Here is a 17,203-nt window from a genome sequence, read left to right as displayed (position 1 = left end):
CACCCGCCCTCCCCCGCGCGCGGCGCGGACGGCCCGGCCGCCGGCCGGCGCACGACCACTCGCCGGTCCGCCCGGTCCGCGCGGACCGGGCGGGTCGGTGGGGAACACCCCTCGGACGACAGACAGAAGGAAGCGCTGAAGGACATGTACGAACTCACCGACGTCACCAAGGAGTACCGCCGTGGCAAGGCGACCGTCACCGCGCTCGACGCGGTGGGGTTGACCGTGCCGAGCGGGAGTCGGTTGGTCATCCAGGGGCCGACCGGCGGCGGCAAGTCCACGCTGTTGCAGCTGCTCGGCGGGCTCGACCGGGCCAGCCGGGGCAGCGTCGTCCTCGACGGCACCGATCTGAGCCGCCTCTCGGAGGCGAAACTCACCCGGCTCCGCGCCGAGCGGATCGGCTTCGTGTTCCAGGGGTTCCACCTCATCCCCACCCTCTCCGCCCAGGAGAACGTGGAGACCGCCCTCGTCCCGCTCGGGCTCCGCGCCGCCGAGCGGCGCCGGCGGGCGGCCGAGGCGCTGGACTCGGTCGGGCTCGCGGAGCGGGCCCAGCACCTGCCGAGCGAGCTCTCCGGCGGCCAGCAGCAGCGCGTCGCCATCGCCAGGGCACTGGCCAAGCACCCGCAGGTGCTGCTCGCCGACGAGCCCACCGGCAACCTCGACGAGGCCACCCGTGACGAGGTCATGGACGTGCTGGAGCGCCGGTGGCGCGAGCTCGGCCTGACGTTCGTCATGGTCACCCACGACAGCGCCCTGGCCCGCCGTGCCGAGCGGGTGGCCAGGATCACCGCCGGCCGGATCGAGGTCAGCGGGCCGGTGGGCGGTCAGCCCCCGTCGGAGGCCGTGCCCCCGAAGGGGCTGTCGATGACATAGCGCCAGCGGCCGTCGGCGCCGCACCGCGCCGCACCGCGGCGAGCGGCTGGGACCGGTACTCCAGGCGCTGTGGGACCGGGGCGCCCGTTACGCTGGCGGCCATGACGTCCACGACGCCCCGCGCCACGCCCAGGAGACGACTCGTGCTGGCCTCGCGGTCGCCCGCCCGTCTGGGGCTGCTGCGGCAGGCGGGGATGGCCCCCGAGGTGGTCGTCAGCGGGGTCGACGAGGACGCGCTGACCGCCGAGACGCCGAGCCAGCTCGTGCGGGTGCTGGCCGACGCGAAGGCCACCGCCGTCGCCGCGCGGCCCGAGGCGGCCGGCGCGCTGGTCGTCGGCTGCGACTCGCTGCTGGAGCTCGACGGCCGCCCGCTCGGCAAGCCGGCCGACGCCGAGGCCGCGATCGGCCGCTGGAAGTCCATGCGGGGCCGCGCCGGCGTGCTCCGCACCGGGCACTGCCTCATCGACACGGTCGACGGCCGGCGGGCGAGCGGCGTGGCGTCGACCACTGTCCACTTCGGCGAGCCCACCGACGACGAGATCGCCGCCTATGTCGCGTCGGGCGAACCGCTGCACGTGGCCGGGGCGTTCACGCTCGACGGCCGCTCGGCACCGTTCGTCGACGGCATCGAGGGCGACCCGGGCAACGTGATCGGGCTCTCACTCCCGCTGCTGCGCCGGCTGCTGCTCGACGGTCTCGGCATCGCCGTCACCGACCTCTGGGCCTGACGGCCCCGCGGCCACGGCCAACGCGGGTGGTGGAACGGCCGGGTAGAGCGTCAGCGTCAGGACGATCAGCGTGAAGATCACCATCATCCCGGTGAACGCCGTCCACCCCATGAGCCCCACGGCCAACGCACCGAGCACCGCGTGCACCACCGCCCCGCCCACAAGCGCCACCCGCGCGAGCCGGCGCGGCGGACGGTCCGTCACCGAGACGCGCGCCAGCAGCGCGCCGCACAGCACCAGGAAAGCGGCCAGCGCCCCGCCGCCCACCCATGCCGAGAGACTGATCGCCGTGGTGGACACGCCACCCACGGACATCTCCTGCCGCTCGGCCGTCAGCCCGAGAATCCAGTGCAGCAGCCCGAGGACCACCGCCGCGCCCACGACCACCACCGCCGCCACCGCGGCCACGCCTCGTCTGCCCCGGTTCACGCGGCGCACGCTACTGCCGGGTAAAGCGGACGGCAACCCCCCTCGTCCAGACGGCAAAGAATCACGCGGAGCGTTATGGGGTTCCCACAAAGCCAAGGGGCCTCTGATGTCTCGGAGTACCCGAGTTTCAGTCCGCCCCAGGAATCCCAAGGCAAAGGCCAGCAAGGCGCGTACCTTGGGACAGCAAGGATTTTCGCCGGACGGGCGCGCTCCGCTCACCGCCCGTGTGGGCAAGGTCACCCCTGTGGGCGACTCGTTGCGAGGTGTCGCCAGTACCTAAAATCCCCTTGTTCCGAGGAGGGAGCCATCGTGCGCAAGGTGCTCATCGCCAACCGCGGCGAAATCGCCGTCCGGGTCGCCCGGGCATGCCGGGACGCCGGCATCGCCAGCGTGGCCGTCTACGCCGAGCCGGACCGGGACGCGCTGCATGTCCGCGCGACCGACGAGGCGTTCGCGCTGGGCGGTGACACCCCGGCCGCCAGCTATCTGGACATCGAGAAGGTACTCAAGGCCGCCGCCGACGCCGGCGCGGACGCCGTCCACCCCGGCTATGGATTCCTGTCCGAAAACGCGGAGTTCGCGCAGGCCGTGATCGACGCGGGCCTGAACTGGATCGGTCCGCCGCCGGCCGCCATCCGCTCGCTCGGCGACAAGGTCGCCGCCCGTCACATCGCGCAACGCGCCGGCGCGCCCCTGGTCGCCGGCACCACCGACCCGGTGTCGGGATCCGACGAGGTGCTCGCGTTCGCCGCCGAGTACGGCCTGCCGGTGGCCATCAAGGCCGCCTTCGGCGGCGGCGGCCGCGGCCTCAAGGTCGCCCGCACCATGGAGGAGATCCCCGAGCTGTACGACTCCGCGGTGCGCGAGGCCGTGTCCGCCTTCGGGCGCGGCGAGTGCTTCGTGGAGCGCTACCTCGACCGGCCGCGGCACGTCGAGACCCAGTGCCTGGCCGACCAGCACGGCAACGTCGTCATCGTCTCCACCCGTGACTGCTCCCTGCAGCGCCGGCACCAGAAGCTGGTCGAGGAGGCCCCCGCGCCGTACCTCAGCGACGCGCAGAACGCCGAGCTGTACCGCGCGTCCAAGGCCATCCTCCGCGAGGCCGGCTATGTCGGCGCCGGCACCTGCGAGTTCCTCGTCGGCCAGGACGGCACGATCTCCTTCCTGGAGGTCAACACCCGCCTCCAGGTGGAGCACCCGGTCTCCGAGGAGGTCACCGGCATCGACCTGGTGCGGGAGCAGCTGCGCATCGCCGAGGGCGAGGAGCTGGGCTACGACGACCCCGAACTGCGCGGCCACTCGATCGAGTTCCGGATCAACGGCGAGGACCCGGGGCGCGGCTTCCTGCCCGCGCCGGGCACCGTGACGACGTTCGTGCCGCCGCTCGGCCCGGGCGTGCGGGTGGACACCGGCGTCGAGTCGGGCTCGGTGATCGGCCCCGCCTGGGACTCGATGCTGGCCAAGCTGATCGTCACCGGCGCCACCCGGCGCCAGGCCCTGGAGCGGGCGGCGCGCGCGCTGGCCGAGTTCCGGGTCGAGGGCATGGCCACGGTGATCCCGTTCCACCGCGCGGTGGTGAAGGACCCGGCGTTCGCGCCCGAGGTCGCGGGCCTGGAGGGCGAGCCGTTCCGGGTCCACACCCGGTGGATCGAGACGGAGTTCGTCAGCACGCTGGAGCCGTACGACAGCGAGGGCGCCGCCGCGGACGCGGAGGGCGCGGTCCGCGAGACCGTGGTGGTCGAGGTCGCGGGCAAGCGGCTCGAGGTGTCGCTGCCGGCCACCCTGGCGATGCCGCTGGCGCGCGCCGCGGTCGCGGGCGGCGCCCGTCCGGCCCGCCGCAAGCCGGGCAAGCGGGCCGGCGCCGGGGTGACCGGCGACGCGCTGGCCTCGCCGATGCAGGGCACGGTCGTGAAGGTCGCGGTGGAGGAGGGCCAGCAGGTCTCCGAGGGCGAGCTGGTGATCGTGCTGGAGGCCATGAAGATGGAGCAGCCGATCAACGCCCACCGCGCCGGCACCGTCACCACCCTCAAGGCCGAGGTCGGCGCCTCGCTGTCCTCGGGCGCGGTGATCTGCGAGATCAAGGACTGAACAGAAGGACTGAACAGGCCGAACGATTCGGCACGTTGCCCGGCCCCCGCGACACCGAGCGCGGGGGCCGGGTGTCTTCACTGTGCGCTCCGTGTCCACCCGCCTACATATGCCGAACGCACTTTCGCTACCATCTGCTCTCGCGTCGTGACCGTATCGTGACGCGGCGCCTTCGCATGGGGCGTCAACCGGCGTGTTTTCCAAGGGCATGGAGGACGATCGGCGATGTACTTACTCCGGGAGTCGGAACTGCGGGCGGCATCGTGGCGCAGGTCCAGCTACAGCAACGGCAACGGAGGCGAGTGCGTCGAAGTGGCGAGAGGGCACACCGAGGCGCTGCCCGTGCGGGACAGCAAGGGTCCCGGCAAGCCGGTGCTGGTCTTCCCGCGCCGCTCCTGGCAGGCGTTCCTCACCTCGCTCTGAGCGGCTCGCTCCGAGCCCGTGCGCTCCGAGCCCGCTCGCTCCGAGCGGCCGCCGCGCCGGAGGTCAGCCGTCGAGCCTGCGCAGCAGCCGCGTGCCGCGCGGCAGCGGCACGTCACGACGGCCCCCCGCCGGCGGCGGTGGCGGCTCCCCCGGGTGCTTGGCGGCGCCGCCACCGGCCGGGCCGCCGCCGGCGCCCGCCAGGGCGATGCGGACCCCCTGGGCGGCCAGCGCCTCCAGCACTCCGGCCGCCTTGTCGCCCTCCGCCGCCGGGGGCGGCTGGTCCGACACCAACTGCGCGATGTGGTCGGACGGGACGGTCTGGAAGGCCGTGTCCATGCCGAGCTTCGTGTGGTCGGCGAGCACCACCACCTCGGCCGCCGCGCGCACCAGGGCCCGGTCGACGCTGGCGGCCAGCATGTTCGACGTGGACAGCCCGCGGTCGGCGGTGAGCCCGGAGCCGGACAGGAAGGCCCTGCTGACCCGGAGGCCGAGCAGCGACTGCTCGGCGCCACTGCCGACGAGCGCGTAGTTGGAGCCGCGCAACGTGCCGCCGGTCATCACGACCTCGACCCGGTTGGCGTGCGCGAGCGCCTGCGCGACCAGCAGCGAGTTGGTCACCACCGTGAGCCCCGGCACCCGCGCCAGCCGGCGCGCCAGTTCCTGGGTGGTGGTGCCGGCGCCCACCACGATGGCCTCGCCCTCCCGCACCATGCCGGCCGCGTACTCCGCGATGGCGGTCTTCTCCGCGGTCGCGGCCATCGCCCGCTGGGGGAAGCCCGACTCCCGGGTGAAGCCGCCGGGGAGGACCGCACCACCGTGCCTGCGGTCCAACAGTCCTTCGGCCTCCAGCGCGCGCACGTCGCGCCGCACGGTCACCTCGGAGGTCTGGACAACCCGGGCGAGCTCCCGAAGCGAAACCGCCCCATTGGCCCGCACCATTTCGAGAATCATCTGACGACGTTCAGCAGCGAACACGGAACTGACAGTAACCTGAACGACCGTCTGCTTTCAGCAGGTTGCGGGGAATTTCCGAAGTTGTCTGTGCGCACGCCCCAGGCGTGCTATGCGCCCGTGCGCCCTTGTTTGCGATACACGCGCTGACCTGTGCCTACTGTTCCTCGCCCGTCCTGTGGTTGTGGAGCTGCCGGGCGGCCTCGGCGATCGAGCCGGACAGAGACGGGTACACAGTGAACGCTTTTGCGATCTGTTCCACCGTCAGACTGTTGTCGACCGCGATCGAAATCGGATGAATGAGCTCGCTGGCCCGCGGCGCGACGATCACGCCGCCCACCACGATCCCGGTGCCCGGCCGACAGAACAGCTTGACGAAGCCGTCCCGCACGCCCTGCATCTTGGCCCGCGGGTTACGCAGCAGCGGCAGCTTCACCGCCCGCGCGTCGATCCGGCCCTCGTCCACGTCGGACTGGGTGTAGCCCACGGTGGCGATCTCCGGATCGGTGAAGATGTTCCCCGAGACCGTGTTCAGGTCGAGCGGGGCCACCGCGTCGCCGAGGAAGTGGTACATCGCGATCCGGCCCTGCATGGCCGCCACCGACGCCAGCGCCAGCACGCCGGTGCAGTCGCCCGCCGCGTAGACCCCGGGGGCCGTCGTCCGCGACACCTTGTCCGTCCAGATGTGGCCCGAGTCCCTGAGCTTGACGCCGGCCTCCTCGAGACCCATGTCCGAGGTGTTCGGGATCGCGCCGACCGCCATCAGGCAGTGCGTGCCGGAGATCGTCCGGCCGTCGGTCAGCGTGATCTCGACCCGGTCGCCCACCCGCTTCACCGACGCCGCCCGCGAACGGGCCATCACGTTCATGCCACGCCGCCGGAAGACGTCCTCCAGCACGGCCGCCGCGTCCGGGTCCTCGCCCGGCAGCACCCGGTCCCGCGAGGACACCAGCGTCACCCGGGAGCCGAGCGCCTGGTAGGCGCCGGCGAACTCGGCACCCGTCACCCCGGAGCCGACCACGATCAGCTCCTCGGGCAGCTCCTTCAGGTCATAGACCTGCGTCCACGTCAGGATCCGTTCACCGTCCGGACGCGCGTCCGGCAGCTCACGCGGCTGCCCGCCGGTGGCGATCAGCACGCAGTCGGCCTCCAGCTCCAGCGGGACGCCGTCCTCCGTCTCCACCACCGTGACCCGCCGGGAACCCACCGGCCCCTGCGGCGGCTCCAGACACCCACGCCCCCGCACCACCCGGACGCCGGCCCGGGTCACCGACGCCGTGATGTCGTGCGACTGGGCGAGCGCGAGCCGCTTCACCCGGCGGTTGACCCGGCCCAGGTCGACCCCGATGCCGCGCACCTCGTCGCCTACGCCGTCCCCGTCGTGGTCTATCTCGATGCCGAGCTCCTCGTGCGAGGAGTCGAAACCGGTCATCACCTCGGCCGTGGCGATCAGCGTCTTCGACGGCACGCAGTCGGTCAGCACCGACGCCCCGCCGAGACCGGCGCGGTCGACGATGGTCACTTCCGCCCCGAGCTGCGCCGCCACGAGCGCCGCCTCGTAGCCGCCGGGTCCGCCACCAATGATCACGATCCGAGTCACATATCCAGTGTCTCGTACGACCGGTCGAATCTCCCGCGCGGCCCCCACCGGCCGCCCGCGCCCGCCGCTTCGGCCGGTCACCCCCGCCTCTCCCGTACGCTCAGTCCCATGTCGCTCTACGCCGCATACGCCGGAAACCTCGATCCCCGGCTGATGTCCCGCCGCGCCCCGCACTCGCCGCTGCGCGTCACCGGCTGGCTCACCGGCTGGCGGCTGACCTTCGGCGGCGAGGAGATGGGCTGGGAGGGTGCCCTGGCCACGATCGTCGAGGACCCGATCTCCGACGTCTTCGTCACCCTCTACGACATCGCGCCGATGGACGAGGACGCGCTCGACCGCTGGGAGGGCGTCGGCCTCGGCATCTACCGCCGCACCCGCCTCCGCGTCCACACCCTCGACGGCGACGTCGCGGCCTGGGGCTACGTCCTCAACGCCTACGAGGGCGGCCTCCCCTCCGCCCGCTACCTCGGCGAGATCGCCGACGCCGCGGACTCGGCGGGCGCGCCGCACGACTACGTGATGGAACTCCGCAAACGGCCTTGCTGAGCCGCCTGGCGGCCGCACCCGCCTGGCGGCTGGAGCGCCAAACCGCCTGGCGGCTGGAGCGCCGCGAAGGGGCCTCCGCCGGCACCGGCTTGCGCTCCGCGCGGGGCACCGGCTCGCCCCGAAGGGGCGGCCAGGGACCGCCGGGCCGGAGCCCGACCCCCCACACCGCCTGACGGCGGCCCGGCCGAAGGAGCCCCCGCCGGCACCGGCTTGCGCTCCGCGCAGGACACCGGCTCGCCCCGAAGGGGCAGCCAGAGACCACCGGGCCAGGCCCGGCACCCGCACCGCCCGACGGCGGCCCGGCCGAAGGAGCCCCCGCCCGCACGGACTCGGGCAGGGCGACGGGGTGGACAGACCCGGCACCCGCACCCGGAGGGCCCGCCGGAACAGGCCTGGGCACGGCGAGGAGCGCCGGCTCGCCCCCGAGAGGCGGACAAGGACCGCCGGACCAGGACCGGCACCTGCGCCACCTGACGGCTGGAGCGCTCTGAAGGGGCTCCGCTAGCACCGGCCTAGGCGCGCCGGCTCGCCGCGAAGGAGCGAACAGGGCCGGGCCGAGCCCGCATCCGCACCGCCCTGGCGGCGGCACCGCCCGAAGGAGCTCCCGCCGGAACAAGCTTGGGCCCGCCGCAGGGCGCCGGCTCGCCCCGGAGGGGTGGACAGGCCCGGCACCCGTACCGCGTAGCGGCGGGACCGCCGCGAAAGGGCGTCGGGCGGCCCGCTGTCGAGCGCCCCGACAGGGGCCGCCAAGGTGCCGACGTGGAGCGGCGGTTGGCGTCCCCGCATCCGGGGCGCGGCCCGGCGGGCCGCGGGCCAACCGCCGGATGGCGGAAGGCCGTTGCGCCCCACCCACCCGGCGGGAAGCGCCGCGTCGCACCGCGTCACGCCGGCCGCCGGCCGTACCCGCCCCGCGGCCGGGACGAGAAGGACGGCCACGTCCGTCCCGCCTCTACGCGCGTAGGCCGGCACCGGATACGCTCGTCGCGTGAACGCATCTGAGATTGACGACACGGTCAACGCCGCAGCGGCGCGGCTGCGCGAGTTGACCGGGGTGGCCGGCCACGACGTCGCGCTGGTCATGGGGTCGGGATGGCTGCCCGCCGCCGACGAACTGGGCCGCCCGGAAACCGAGTTCGACGTCACCGAGCTGCCCGGATTCCCGCCGCCGGCCGTCGAGGGGCACGCCGGCAGAGTCCGTTCCCACCGGATCGGCGGCAAGCACGTCCTCGTCTTCCTCGGCCGCACCCACTACTACGAGGGCCGGGGGGTCGCCGCCGTCGTGCACGGCATCCGTACCGCGGTCGCGGCCGGCGCCAAGGCCGTCGTCCTGACCAACGGTTGCGGCGGGCTGCGGCCCGGGATGGCCGTGGGGCAGCCGGTGCTCATCAGCGATCACATCAACCTCACCGGCACCTCCCCGATCGTGGGGCCCAACTTCGTCGACCTCACCGACCTGTACTCGCCCCGGCTCCGGGCCCTCTGCCGCGAGATCGACGCCTCCCTGGAGGAGGGCGTGTACGTGCAGTTCCCGGGGCCGCACTACGAGACGCCGGCCGAGATCCGGATGGTGCGGACGCTCGGCGGCGACCTCGTCGGGATGTCGACGGTGCTGGAGGCCATCGCCGCCCGTGAGGCCGGCGCCGAGGTGCTCGGCATCTCGCTGGTCACCAACCTGGCCGCCGGCATCACCGGTGAGCCGCTGAACCACGAGGAGGTCCTCCAGGCCGGCCGCGACTCGGCGACCCGGATGGGCAGCCTGCTCGCCCAGGTGCTGGGGCGGCTGTGATGAGCGGGGCCGAGGAGACGCCGGAGGAGCTGTTCGCCCGTGCCAGGGGCTGGCTCGCCGAGGACCCGGACCCGGAGACCCGTGCCGAGCTCGCCGCCCTGCTGGACGCCGGGGACGTCGCGGCCGTCGCCGACCGGTTCGCCGGCACGTTGGAGTTCGGCACGGCCGGGCTGCGCGGCGAGATGGGTGCCGGGCCGAGGCGGATGAACCGGGCCGTGGTGATCCGGGCGGCGGCCGGCCTCGCCGGGTACCTGAAGCGCACGGCGCCGGGGCTCGTGGTCGTCGGCTACGACGCCCGGCACCGCAGCGCCGACTTCGCGCGGGACACCGCCGCCGTGCTGACCGGCGCCGGGCTGCGCGCCGCGCTGCTGCCGAGGCCACTGCCGACGCCGGTCGTCGCGTTCGCGATCCGCCACCTCGGGGCCGTCGCCGGCGTCGTCGTCACCGCCAGCCACAACCCGCCGCGGGACAACGGCTACAAGGTCTACCTGGGCGACGGCAGCCAGATCGTGCCGCCGGCCGACGCCGACATCGCCGCCGAGATCGCCGCCGTCGGGCCGCTGGCCGGCGTCGACCGTCCGGCGACCGGCTGGGAGGTGCTGGGCGAGGAGGTCGTCGACGCCTATGTGGCCCGCAGCGGCGCGGCGCTGGCCCCCGGCGGGCCCCGGGAGGTCTCGGTCGTCTACACCCCGATGCACGGCGTCGGGCGGGCCACCCTCGTCGACGCGTTCGCCCGGGCCGGCTTCCCGGCCCCCGTCGACGTGCCGGAGCAGGCCGAGCCCGACCCGGACTTCCCGACCGTCGCCTTCCCGAACCCGGAGGAGCCGGGCGCGATGGACCTGGCGTTCGCCCGGGCCCGGGCGGTCGGCCCCGACCTGGTGCTGGCCAACGACCCGGACGCCGACCGGTGCGCCGCCGGCGTGCCCGACGCGGCGGCCGAGGGCGGCTGGCGGATGCTGCGCGGCGACGAGGTGGGCGCGTTGCTCGCCACCCGGTTGGTGCGGCGCGGGGTGCGCGGCACCTTCGCGGCGTCGATCGTCTCCGCCTCGCTGGTGGGCCGGATCGCGGCCGCGGCCGGGCTGCCGTACCGGGAGACGCTGACCGGCTTCAAGTGGCTCGGCCGGGTGCCCGGGCTGGCCTTCGGGTACGAGGAGGCGCTGGGCTACTGCGTCGATCCGGCCGGGGTGCGGGACAAGGACGGCATCACCGCGGCGCTGCTGCTCGCCGAGCTGGCGGCCGAGCTGCGGGCGGCCGGTGGCCGCACGCTGACCGACCTGCTGGACGACATCGCGTGGGAGCACGGCCTGCACGCCACCGACCAGCTCTCGGTGCGGGTGGCGGACCTGGGCCTGATCGCCGACGCCATGACCCGGCTGCGCGAGGCCCCGCCGACCGCCCTCGGCGGGCTGCCGGTGGCCGGCGCCGAGGACCTGCGCGCGGGCTCGGCCGAGCTGCCGCCGACGGACGGCCTGCGCTACACCCTGGCCGGCTCCGGCGAGGTGGCGTCGGCCCGGGTGGTCGTCCGCCCCTCGGGCACCGAGCCGAAGCTGAAGTGCTACCTGGAGGTGGTGGTCCCGGTGTCGGACCGCGCCGCCCTGCCGGCGGCCCGCGCCGCCGCTACCGAGGCGCTGGCCGCGATCCGCCGCGATCTGGCGGCGGCGGCCGGCGTCTGATCCCTCGGTCCCGCGGTGTGGCCGTCGTCACACGATCCAGAGCACGAGCAGCCCGACCGCGCCCACCACGAGCGGGGCCAGGATCTCGTAGCTCCAGCGGACCGTGACCGCGCCCTCGGGGGCCTCGCGGTCCGCCTGCCGCTCGGCGAGCTCGCGCAGCTCGGCGACCGCCACGTCGCCGGGCGCGGTGCGCGGCAGGTTGTCGGCGGGGCCGGCCGAGGCCGCGCCGCCGCCGCCGAGGCCGAAGGGCAGCGGGCCCCTCGGGGTGCGGCCGGCGGCGATGTCCTCGTTGTGCCGGGTGGCCTTGGAGCGGGCGCGCAGCGAGACGGGGATGGACCACATCTGGTAGCGGTTGCCGGCGGCCACGAACTCCGTCGAGTACCGGGCGTCGACCCGCTCGACGGCGGCCCAGGGGGTGGTGATGGTGCGGAACGGGTTCCGCACCCGGAGCCGTTCGTCGGAGGCGAAGACGGCGGGCCTGAAGGTGAAGGCGATCACCAGGGGCGCGAAGAACAGCAGCGTGGCCGCGGCCGTGACGGGGGTGCGGCCGTCGCCGCGCAGGATGGCGTCGCCGCCCAGCCAGCCGGCCAGGCCGAGCAGCAGCGCACCGGCCGCCATGGCCGCCGGCGACCGGTAGACGCGGTCGGCGTAGGTCTGGGACTCACTCATGTATCCGATTCTGCCGGACGGAGCGTCCGCCACCGTAGTGACAGGTCACTACGCGCGTAGATATGCTGATCTGGTGAGCATGCCATCTCCAGCACCCGCGCTGGCCCCGGCCGACGTGGCGGACGTGACCGCCACCGACTCCGCGCTGCGCCGCTTCCTGCACGGCCTGCCGGGCGTCGACGCGGTCGGCCTCGAAGGCCGCGCCGCGACCCTGGCCACCCGGTCGATCAAGACCACGGCCAAGGCGTTCGCCATCGACCTCGCCATCTCGATGATCGACCTCACCACCCTGGAGGGCGCGGACACCCCGGGGAAGGTGCGGTCGCTCTGCGCCAAGGGCGTCAGCCCGGACCCGACCGACCGCACCGTGCCGTCCGTGGCCGCCATCTGCGTCTACTCCGACCTGGCGGGCGTCGCCGCCGAGGCGGTGCGCGGCACCGGCGTCCAGGTCGCCTCGGTGGCCACGGCCTTCCCGGCCGGCCGGGCCGCCCGCTCGGTCAAGCTGGCCGACACGGCCGAGGCGGTGGCCGCCGGCGCCACCGAGATCGACATGGTGATCGACCGGGGTGCCTTCCTCGCCGGCCGCTACCTGGAGGTCTTCGACGAGATCAGGGCGGTGCGCGAGGCGTGCGGCGACGCGCACCTCAAGGTCATCCTGGAGAACGGCGAGCTCGCCACCTACGACAACATCCGCCGCGCGTCCTGGCTGGCGATGCTGGCCGGCGCGCACTTCATCAAGACGTCGACGGGCAAGGTCGCCGTCAACGCCACCCCGGCCAACACCCTGCTGATGCTGGAGGCGGTGCGCGACTTCCGGGACGCCACCGGGCGCCAGGTCGGCGTCAAGCCGGCCGGCGGGATCCGCACCGCGAAGGACGCGCTGCGCTACCTGGTGCTGGTCAACGAGACGGCGGGCGACGACTGGCTGGCCCCGGCCTGGTTCCGCTTCGGTGCCTCCAGCCTGCTCAACGACCTGCTGATGCAGCGCCAGAAGCTGACCACCGGCGTGTACTCCGGGCCCGACTACGTGACCGTGGACTGAGTGGACTGAGTGGGACTGACGAGATCATGAAATTCGAGTACGCCCCCGCGCCCGAGTCCCGGGCGACCGCCGAGATCGCCCCGTCCTACGGCCTGTTCGTCGACGGCGGGTTCCGTGAGGCGGCGGACGGCCGCACCTTCAAGACCGTCTCGCCCTCCACCGAGGAGGTGCTGTCCGAGGTCGCGCACGGCGGCGAGGCCGACGTGGACGCGGCGGTGGCCGCCGCCCGCGCCGCGTTCCCCGGCTGGTCGGCGCTGCCCGGCGCCGAGCGCGCCAAGTACCTGTTCCGGATCGCCAGGTTGGTGCAGGAGCGGGCCCGCGAGCTGGCCGTCCTGGAGACCCTGGACAACGGCAAGCCGATCCGCGAGACCCGGGACACCGACCTGCCGCTGGTCGCCGCGCACTTCTTCTACTACGCCGGCTGGGCGGACAAGCTGCCGCACGCCGGCCTCGGTCCGAACCCGCGCCCGCTGGGCGTGGCCGGCCAGATCATCCCGTGGAACTTCCCGCTGCTGATGCTGGCCTGGAAGGTCGCGCCCGCGCTGGCCACCGGCAACACGGTGGTGCTGAAGCCGGCCGAGACCACGCCGCTCACCGCGCTGCGGTTCGCCGAGATCTGCCGGCAGGCCGGCCTGCCGGCGGGGGTGGTCAACGTCGTCACCGGCGACGGCACCACCGGCGCCGCGCTGGCCGCCCACCCGGGCCTCGACAAGGTGGCGTTCACCGGCTCCACCTCGGTGGGGCGGGCCATCGCCCGCTCGCTGGCCGGCACCGGCCGCCGTCTCACCCTCGAACTCGGCGGCAAGGCGGCCAACATCGTCTTCGACGACGCGCCGCTCGACCAGGCCGTCGAGGGCATCGTGAACGGCATCTTCTTCAACCAGGGCCACGTCTGCTGCGCCGGCTCCCGGCTGCTGGTCCAGGAGTCCGTCGCCGACGAGCTGTTGGGGCGGCTGAAGCGGCGGCTCGGCACGCTGCGGCTCGGCGACCCGCTGGACAAGAACACCGACATCGGCGCCATCAACTCGCCCGAACAGCTCGCGCGCATCCGGCAGTTGGCCGACACCGGGGACGCCGAGGGCGCCACCCGCTGGACGGCGCCCTGCGACCTGCCGTCCACCGGCTACTGGTTCCCGCCGACGCTGTTCACCGGCGTCACCCAGGCGCACCGCATCGCCCGCGAGGAGATCTTCGGCCCGGTGCTCTCGGTGCTGACCTTCCGCACCCCGGACGAGGCCGTCGCCAAGGCCAACAACACCCCGTACGGCCTGTCGGCCGGCGTCTGGACCGAGAAGGGCTCCCGCATCCTGTGGATGGCCCAGCGGCTGCGCGCCGGCGTCGTCTGGTCCAACACCTTCAACCGCTTCGACCCCACCTCACCCTTCGGCGGCTACCAGGAATCCGGCTACGGCCGCGAGGGAGGCCGACACGGACTGGAGCCCTACCTCGATGTCTGACACCTCCGCTGCCCGCCTCAGCGTCCTGAAGACCTACAAACTGTTCATCGGGGGCGCGTTCCCCCGCTCCGAGAGCGGACGGGTCTACGACGTGACCACACCGGACGGCCGTTGGCTGGCCAACGCCCCGCTCGCCTCCCGCAAGGACGCCCGCGACGCGGTGGTCGCCGCCCGCAAGGCGTTCCCGAAGTGGTCGGGCGCGACCGCCTACAACCGCGGCCAGATCCTCTACCGGATCGCGGAGATGCTCCAGGGCCGGCACGACCAGTTCCGGATCCAGCTGGCCGAGGCGCAGGGCGTCGACGCCGACCGCGCGGCCGCCGCGGTGGACGCGGCGATCGACCGCTGGGTCTGGTACGCGGGCTGGACCGACAAGATCTCCCAGGTCGCCGGCGCCACCAACCCGGTCGCCGGCCCGTACCTCAACCTGTCGTCGCCCGAGCCGACCGGCGTGGTCGCGGTGGTGGCGCCGGTCGGCTCGCCGCTGCTCGGGCTGGTCTCGGTGCTGGCGCCGGTGATCGCCACCGGCAACACGGCGGTGCTGGTCGCCGATCCGGCGGCGCCGCTGCCGGCGCTCACCCTGGCCGAGGTGCTGGCCACCTCCGACCTGCCGGGCGGCGTGGTCAACGTCCTCACCGGGCGGCCCGCCGAGCTCGGCCCGCCGCTGGCCGGCCACCAGGACGTGAACGCGCTCGACCTCACCGGCGCCTCCCCCGACCTCGCGGTCGACCTGGAGGCGGCGGCCGCCGAGACCCTGAAGCGGATCCACCGCCCGCGTACCGCGGAGGACTTCACCGCGGACCCGGGCACCGGGCGGCTGACGGCGTTCCTGGAGACCAAGACGGTCTGGCACCCCATCGGCGTGTGAGCCGCCGCCCGCGGCGCGGTCGCGCCCCGCGGGCGGCCTGCCGGCGACCCCGCAACCCGAGTGCGCCGGGCGTGAGTTGGCAAAACCCTGGCCGACGCACAATTACGCTGGCAGGCTCGGAGCATGGAGCATGCCTGGCTCGGCCCGCCGATCGACGCACGTCCACTGTTCAGGCCGGAGCACGCGGCGCTGTACGCCACCCTGCGTGACCTGACGCCGGCGGAGTGGGGCAGGGAGGTGGTGCCGGGCTGGAGCGTGCACGACCTGGCGGCACACCTGCTCGGCGACTACCTCGGCCGGATACCCGGCCGTCGCGAGCGCCGCGCGCCGGCGCCGGACGAGCCGCTCGAAGCGTTCATCCACCGGATCAACCAGGAGTGGGTGGACAGCCACCGACAGCGCGGCTCGGTGGCCCTCGTGGAGGCCATCGACCAGGCCGCGCCCGAGGTCGCCGACCACTTCGAGACCCGCGACCCGTTCCGCCCGGCCCTCGGCGTCTCCTGGGCCGGCGCCGTCCCGGCGCCCGGCTGGCTGGACGCGGCCCGCGAGTTCACCGAGTACTGGGCGCACCGCCAGCAGATCCGCCACGTCATCGGCCAGCGGACGGACCCCCAACCGCGCCCCTTCTCGGTGGTCCTCGACACCTTCATGCGGGCGCTCCCGCACACGCTGCGGGACGTCGTGGCCCCGGCCGGCACCCAACTCCGCCTCTCCGCCACCGGCCCGGCCGGGTCGACCTGGACGGTGACCGCCGTCGGCCGCGGCCGCTGGTCACTCGCCGAACCGCCCGTCGCCGAGCCGGACACGATCGTCACGATCGACCCCGAGACGGCGTGGCGGCTCTGCGTCCGGAGCGTCGAGCCCGACACGGCACTGGCCAGGGCCCGCGTCGACGGCGACCACGACCTCGCGGCGGCGGCCCTCCGGATCGTGTCGATCGTCTACTGACCCGCGGCCCGTCTTGACCTCAAGCCCACTCGATGTTCGAGGCTGACGTTCCCACGCCCGCCGGCCGGCGGCGAGCGGGCGCGCACGAGCACGAGCAGGGAGTCGGTCATGGACGTCGAGCCCGAGGTGGTCCGTTGGATCGATCGCCACGCCCGTCCGCTCGTCCCGGACACCGGGGCGTCATCCCAGGCCCCGGGACCGCTGGCGGCCGTCGTGGGCGACGCGCGGGTGGTGGCGGTCGGCGTCGCGTGCCGGGAGACGCGTGAGCTGTCCGAGGCCGCGCACCGGGTCGTGCGGCTGCTGGTCGAGGAACTCGGCTTCCGCACGGTGGTGCTGGAGGGCGACGATCCCGCCAGGCTCGGGCTCGACGCGTACGTCGCCACCGGCGCGGGGGGCGACCCGCGGGCCGCGCTGGCCGGCGCGCGGGCGTTCTGGCGGACCGAGGAGGTGCTGGCCGCGATCCGGTGGCTGCGGGAGCACAACACCCGGAATCCCGCCGACCCCGTCCGCCTGGCCGGCTCGGTCGGCCGGGTCCCGGCCGCCGACCGCGCCGCCCTCGAACGTTCCCTGGCCGAGGACGCCCTCGGCCCGCGCGAACGCGCCGGCGACCGCGTGGCCTACTGGGGCGGCCTCGCCCACACCGCCGTCACCAGCCCGGCGCGGACGGCCGGCGGCCATCTGCGGGACCGCCTCGGCACCGGCTTCGTGTCCCTCGGCCTGACGTTCCACCACGGCGCGATCCCGGCCCACGTCCCGGCCCCGCCACCGGACTTCGCCGAGGCGGCCCTGGGCGCCGCCGGGCGGGACGGCTGCCTGCTCGACCTGCGGCCGGTCGCGCCGCCGCCCGCCGTGCGGCGCTGGCTCGACGCCCCGACCAGCGTGCGGCTGATCGGCCCGGACTACGATCCCCGGGCCGCGGCCGACCACCGGCTGTCCGGCGGCTCGCTCCGCGGCATGTTCGACGCCGTCCTGTTCACCCGCGAGGTCGGCCCGGCCCGCCCTCGACGACCTCGTCCGCGAGGGCAAGGTCCGCGAGATCGGCGCCTCCAACATCTCACCGGCCCGCCTCGAAGCCTCCCTCGACTTCTCCACCCGCGAGAACAAGGCCCGCTACGTGGCCCT

At 74.3% G+C, this 17,203-nt stretch carries 15 protein-coding genes and 2 pseudogenes; 13 read left to right on the top strand and 4 right to left on the bottom strand.

The genetic code is table 11. From position 1 onward, the window contains the following. The first annotated feature begins 144 nt into the window (after window positions 1-144). Together E1283_RS13800 and E1283_RS13795 are read left to right on the top strand one after the other, a co-directional pair. A complete protein-coding gene (locus tag E1283_RS13800; RefSeq protein WP_132818305.1) occupies window positions 145-873 on the top strand; it encodes an ABC transporter ATP-binding protein in 729 nt (242 codons plus the stop codon). A gap of 101 nt (window positions 874-974) precedes the next feature. Beyond that, window positions 975-1,601: a nucleoside triphosphate pyrophosphatase gene (locus E1283_RS13795; RefSeq protein WP_132818304.1), complete on the top strand. Its 627-nt coding sequence runs from the start codon at window positions 975-977 to the stop codon at window positions 1,599-1,601. Here the strand turns inward: E1283_RS13795 and E1283_RS13790 are convergent. Then, window positions 1,533-2,030 (bottom strand): hypothetical protein, encoded by a 498-nt coding sequence (locus tag E1283_RS13790; RefSeq protein ID WP_207930390.1) that lies wholly within the window; start codon window positions 2,028-2,030, stop codon window positions 1,533-1,535. The two genes, E1283_RS13795 and E1283_RS13790, sit on opposite strands and share 69 nt — an antisense overlap. A gap of 309 nt (window positions 2,031-2,339) precedes the next feature. Between E1283_RS13790 and E1283_RS13785 the strand changes: the two genes are divergently transcribed. Both E1283_RS13785 and E1283_RS13780 read left to right on the top strand, forming a co-directional pair. Next, on the top strand, window positions 2,340-4,118 hold the full coding sequence (locus E1283_RS13785) for an acetyl/propionyl/methylcrotonyl-CoA carboxylase subunit alpha (protein ID WP_132818303.1): 1,779 nt from the start codon (window positions 2,340-2,342) through the stop codon (window positions 4,116-4,118). 225 nt (window positions 4,119-4,343) lie between these two features. Further along, window positions 4,344-4,541, top strand: coding sequence for a DUF397 domain-containing protein (locus E1283_RS13780; protein ID WP_132818302.1), 198 nt, complete (start codon window positions 4,344-4,346; stop codon window positions 4,539-4,541). Window positions 4,542-4,604: 63 nt separating this feature from the next. Here the strand turns inward: E1283_RS13780 and E1283_RS13775 are convergent, their stop codons facing one another. Continuing rightward, entirely contained in the window at window positions 4,605-5,480 is an 876-nt protein-coding gene (locus tag E1283_RS13775) for a DeoR/GlpR family DNA-binding transcription regulator (RefSeq protein WP_481906693.1), read from the bottom strand. 169 nt (window positions 5,481-5,649) lie between these two features. After that, window positions 5,650-7,092, bottom strand: coding sequence for an NAD(P)H-quinone dehydrogenase (locus E1283_RS13770; protein ID WP_207930389.1), 1,443 nt, complete (start codon window positions 7,090-7,092; stop codon window positions 5,650-5,652). Between the two features lie 108 nt (window positions 7,093-7,200). On the opposite strand from E1283_RS13770, the gene E1283_RS13765 reads away from it, so the two are divergent. The 3 genes from E1283_RS13765 to E1283_RS13755 all read left to right on the top strand — a co-directional run bounded on the left by E1283_RS13765 (window position 7,201) and on the right by E1283_RS13755 (window position 11,097). After that, window positions 7,201-7,638, top strand: coding sequence for a gamma-glutamylcyclotransferase family protein (locus E1283_RS13765; protein ID WP_132818300.1), 438 nt, complete (start codon window positions 7,201-7,203; stop codon window positions 7,636-7,638). Window positions 7,639-8,623: 985 nt separating this feature from the next. Then, window positions 8,624-9,424, top strand: coding sequence for a purine-nucleoside phosphorylase (locus E1283_RS13760; protein ID WP_132818299.1), 801 nt, complete (start codon window positions 8,624-8,626; stop codon window positions 9,422-9,424). Further along, complete coding sequence (locus tag E1283_RS13755; RefSeq protein WP_132818298.1) at window positions 9,424-11,097, top strand: phospho-sugar mutase; 1,674 nt, start codon at window positions 9,424-9,426, stop codon at window positions 11,095-11,097. Before E1283_RS13760 ends, E1283_RS13755 begins: the two co-directional genes overlap by 1 nt. Window positions 11,098-11,124: 27 nt before the next feature. On the opposite strand, the gene E1283_RS13750 is transcribed toward E1283_RS13755, so the two are convergent. Beyond that, complete coding sequence (locus E1283_RS13750) at window positions 11,125-11,766, bottom strand: PH domain-containing protein (protein ID WP_132818297.1); 642 nt, start codon at window positions 11,764-11,766, stop codon at window positions 11,125-11,127. 79 nt (window positions 11,767-11,845) lie between these two features. Between E1283_RS13750 and deoC the strand changes: the two genes are divergently transcribed. From deoC to E1283_RS38725, 6 genes and pseudogenes are all read left to right on the top strand, one after another. Then, on the top strand, window positions 11,846-12,808 hold the full coding sequence (deoC, locus tag E1283_RS13745) for a deoxyribose-phosphate aldolase (RefSeq protein WP_132818306.1): 963 nt from the start codon (window positions 11,846-11,848) through the stop codon (window positions 12,806-12,808). A gap of 26 nt (window positions 12,809-12,834) precedes the next feature. Beyond that, on the top strand, window positions 12,835-14,265 hold the full coding sequence (locus tag E1283_RS13740; protein WP_132818296.1) for an aldehyde dehydrogenase family protein: 1,431 nt from the start codon (window positions 12,835-12,837) through the stop codon (window positions 14,263-14,265). Then, window positions 14,258-15,133, top strand: a complete 876-nt coding sequence (locus E1283_RS13735; protein ID WP_132818295.1) for an aldehyde dehydrogenase family protein — start codon at window positions 14,258-14,260, stop codon at window positions 15,131-15,133. The genes E1283_RS13740 and E1283_RS13735 overlap by 8 nt, the downstream gene beginning before the upstream one ends. Window positions 15,134-15,256: 123 nt before the next feature. Further along, complete coding sequence (locus E1283_RS13730; protein WP_132818294.1) at window positions 15,257-16,081, top strand: maleylpyruvate isomerase N-terminal domain-containing protein; 825 nt, start codon at window positions 15,257-15,259, stop codon at window positions 16,079-16,081. 108 nt (window positions 16,082-16,189) lie between these two features. Further along, window positions 16,190-17,056: pseudogene (locus E1283_RS13725) on the top strand (erythromycin esterase family protein); the annotation flags it as partial. Window positions 17,057-17,075: 19 nt separating this feature from the next. Next, window positions 17,076-17,203: pseudogene (locus tag E1283_RS38725) on the top strand (aldo/keto reductase); the annotation flags it as partial.

Origin of the sequence: Streptomyces hainanensis (assembly GCF_004348415.1) — a bacterium.
GTDB classification, from domain to species: Bacteria; Actinomycetota; Actinomycetes; order Streptomycetales; family Streptomycetaceae; genus Streptomyces; species Streptomyces hainanensis.
The sequence above is the reverse complement of the archived record's forward strand: the minus strand, read 5'-3'. Positions and strand labels throughout refer to the sequence as shown.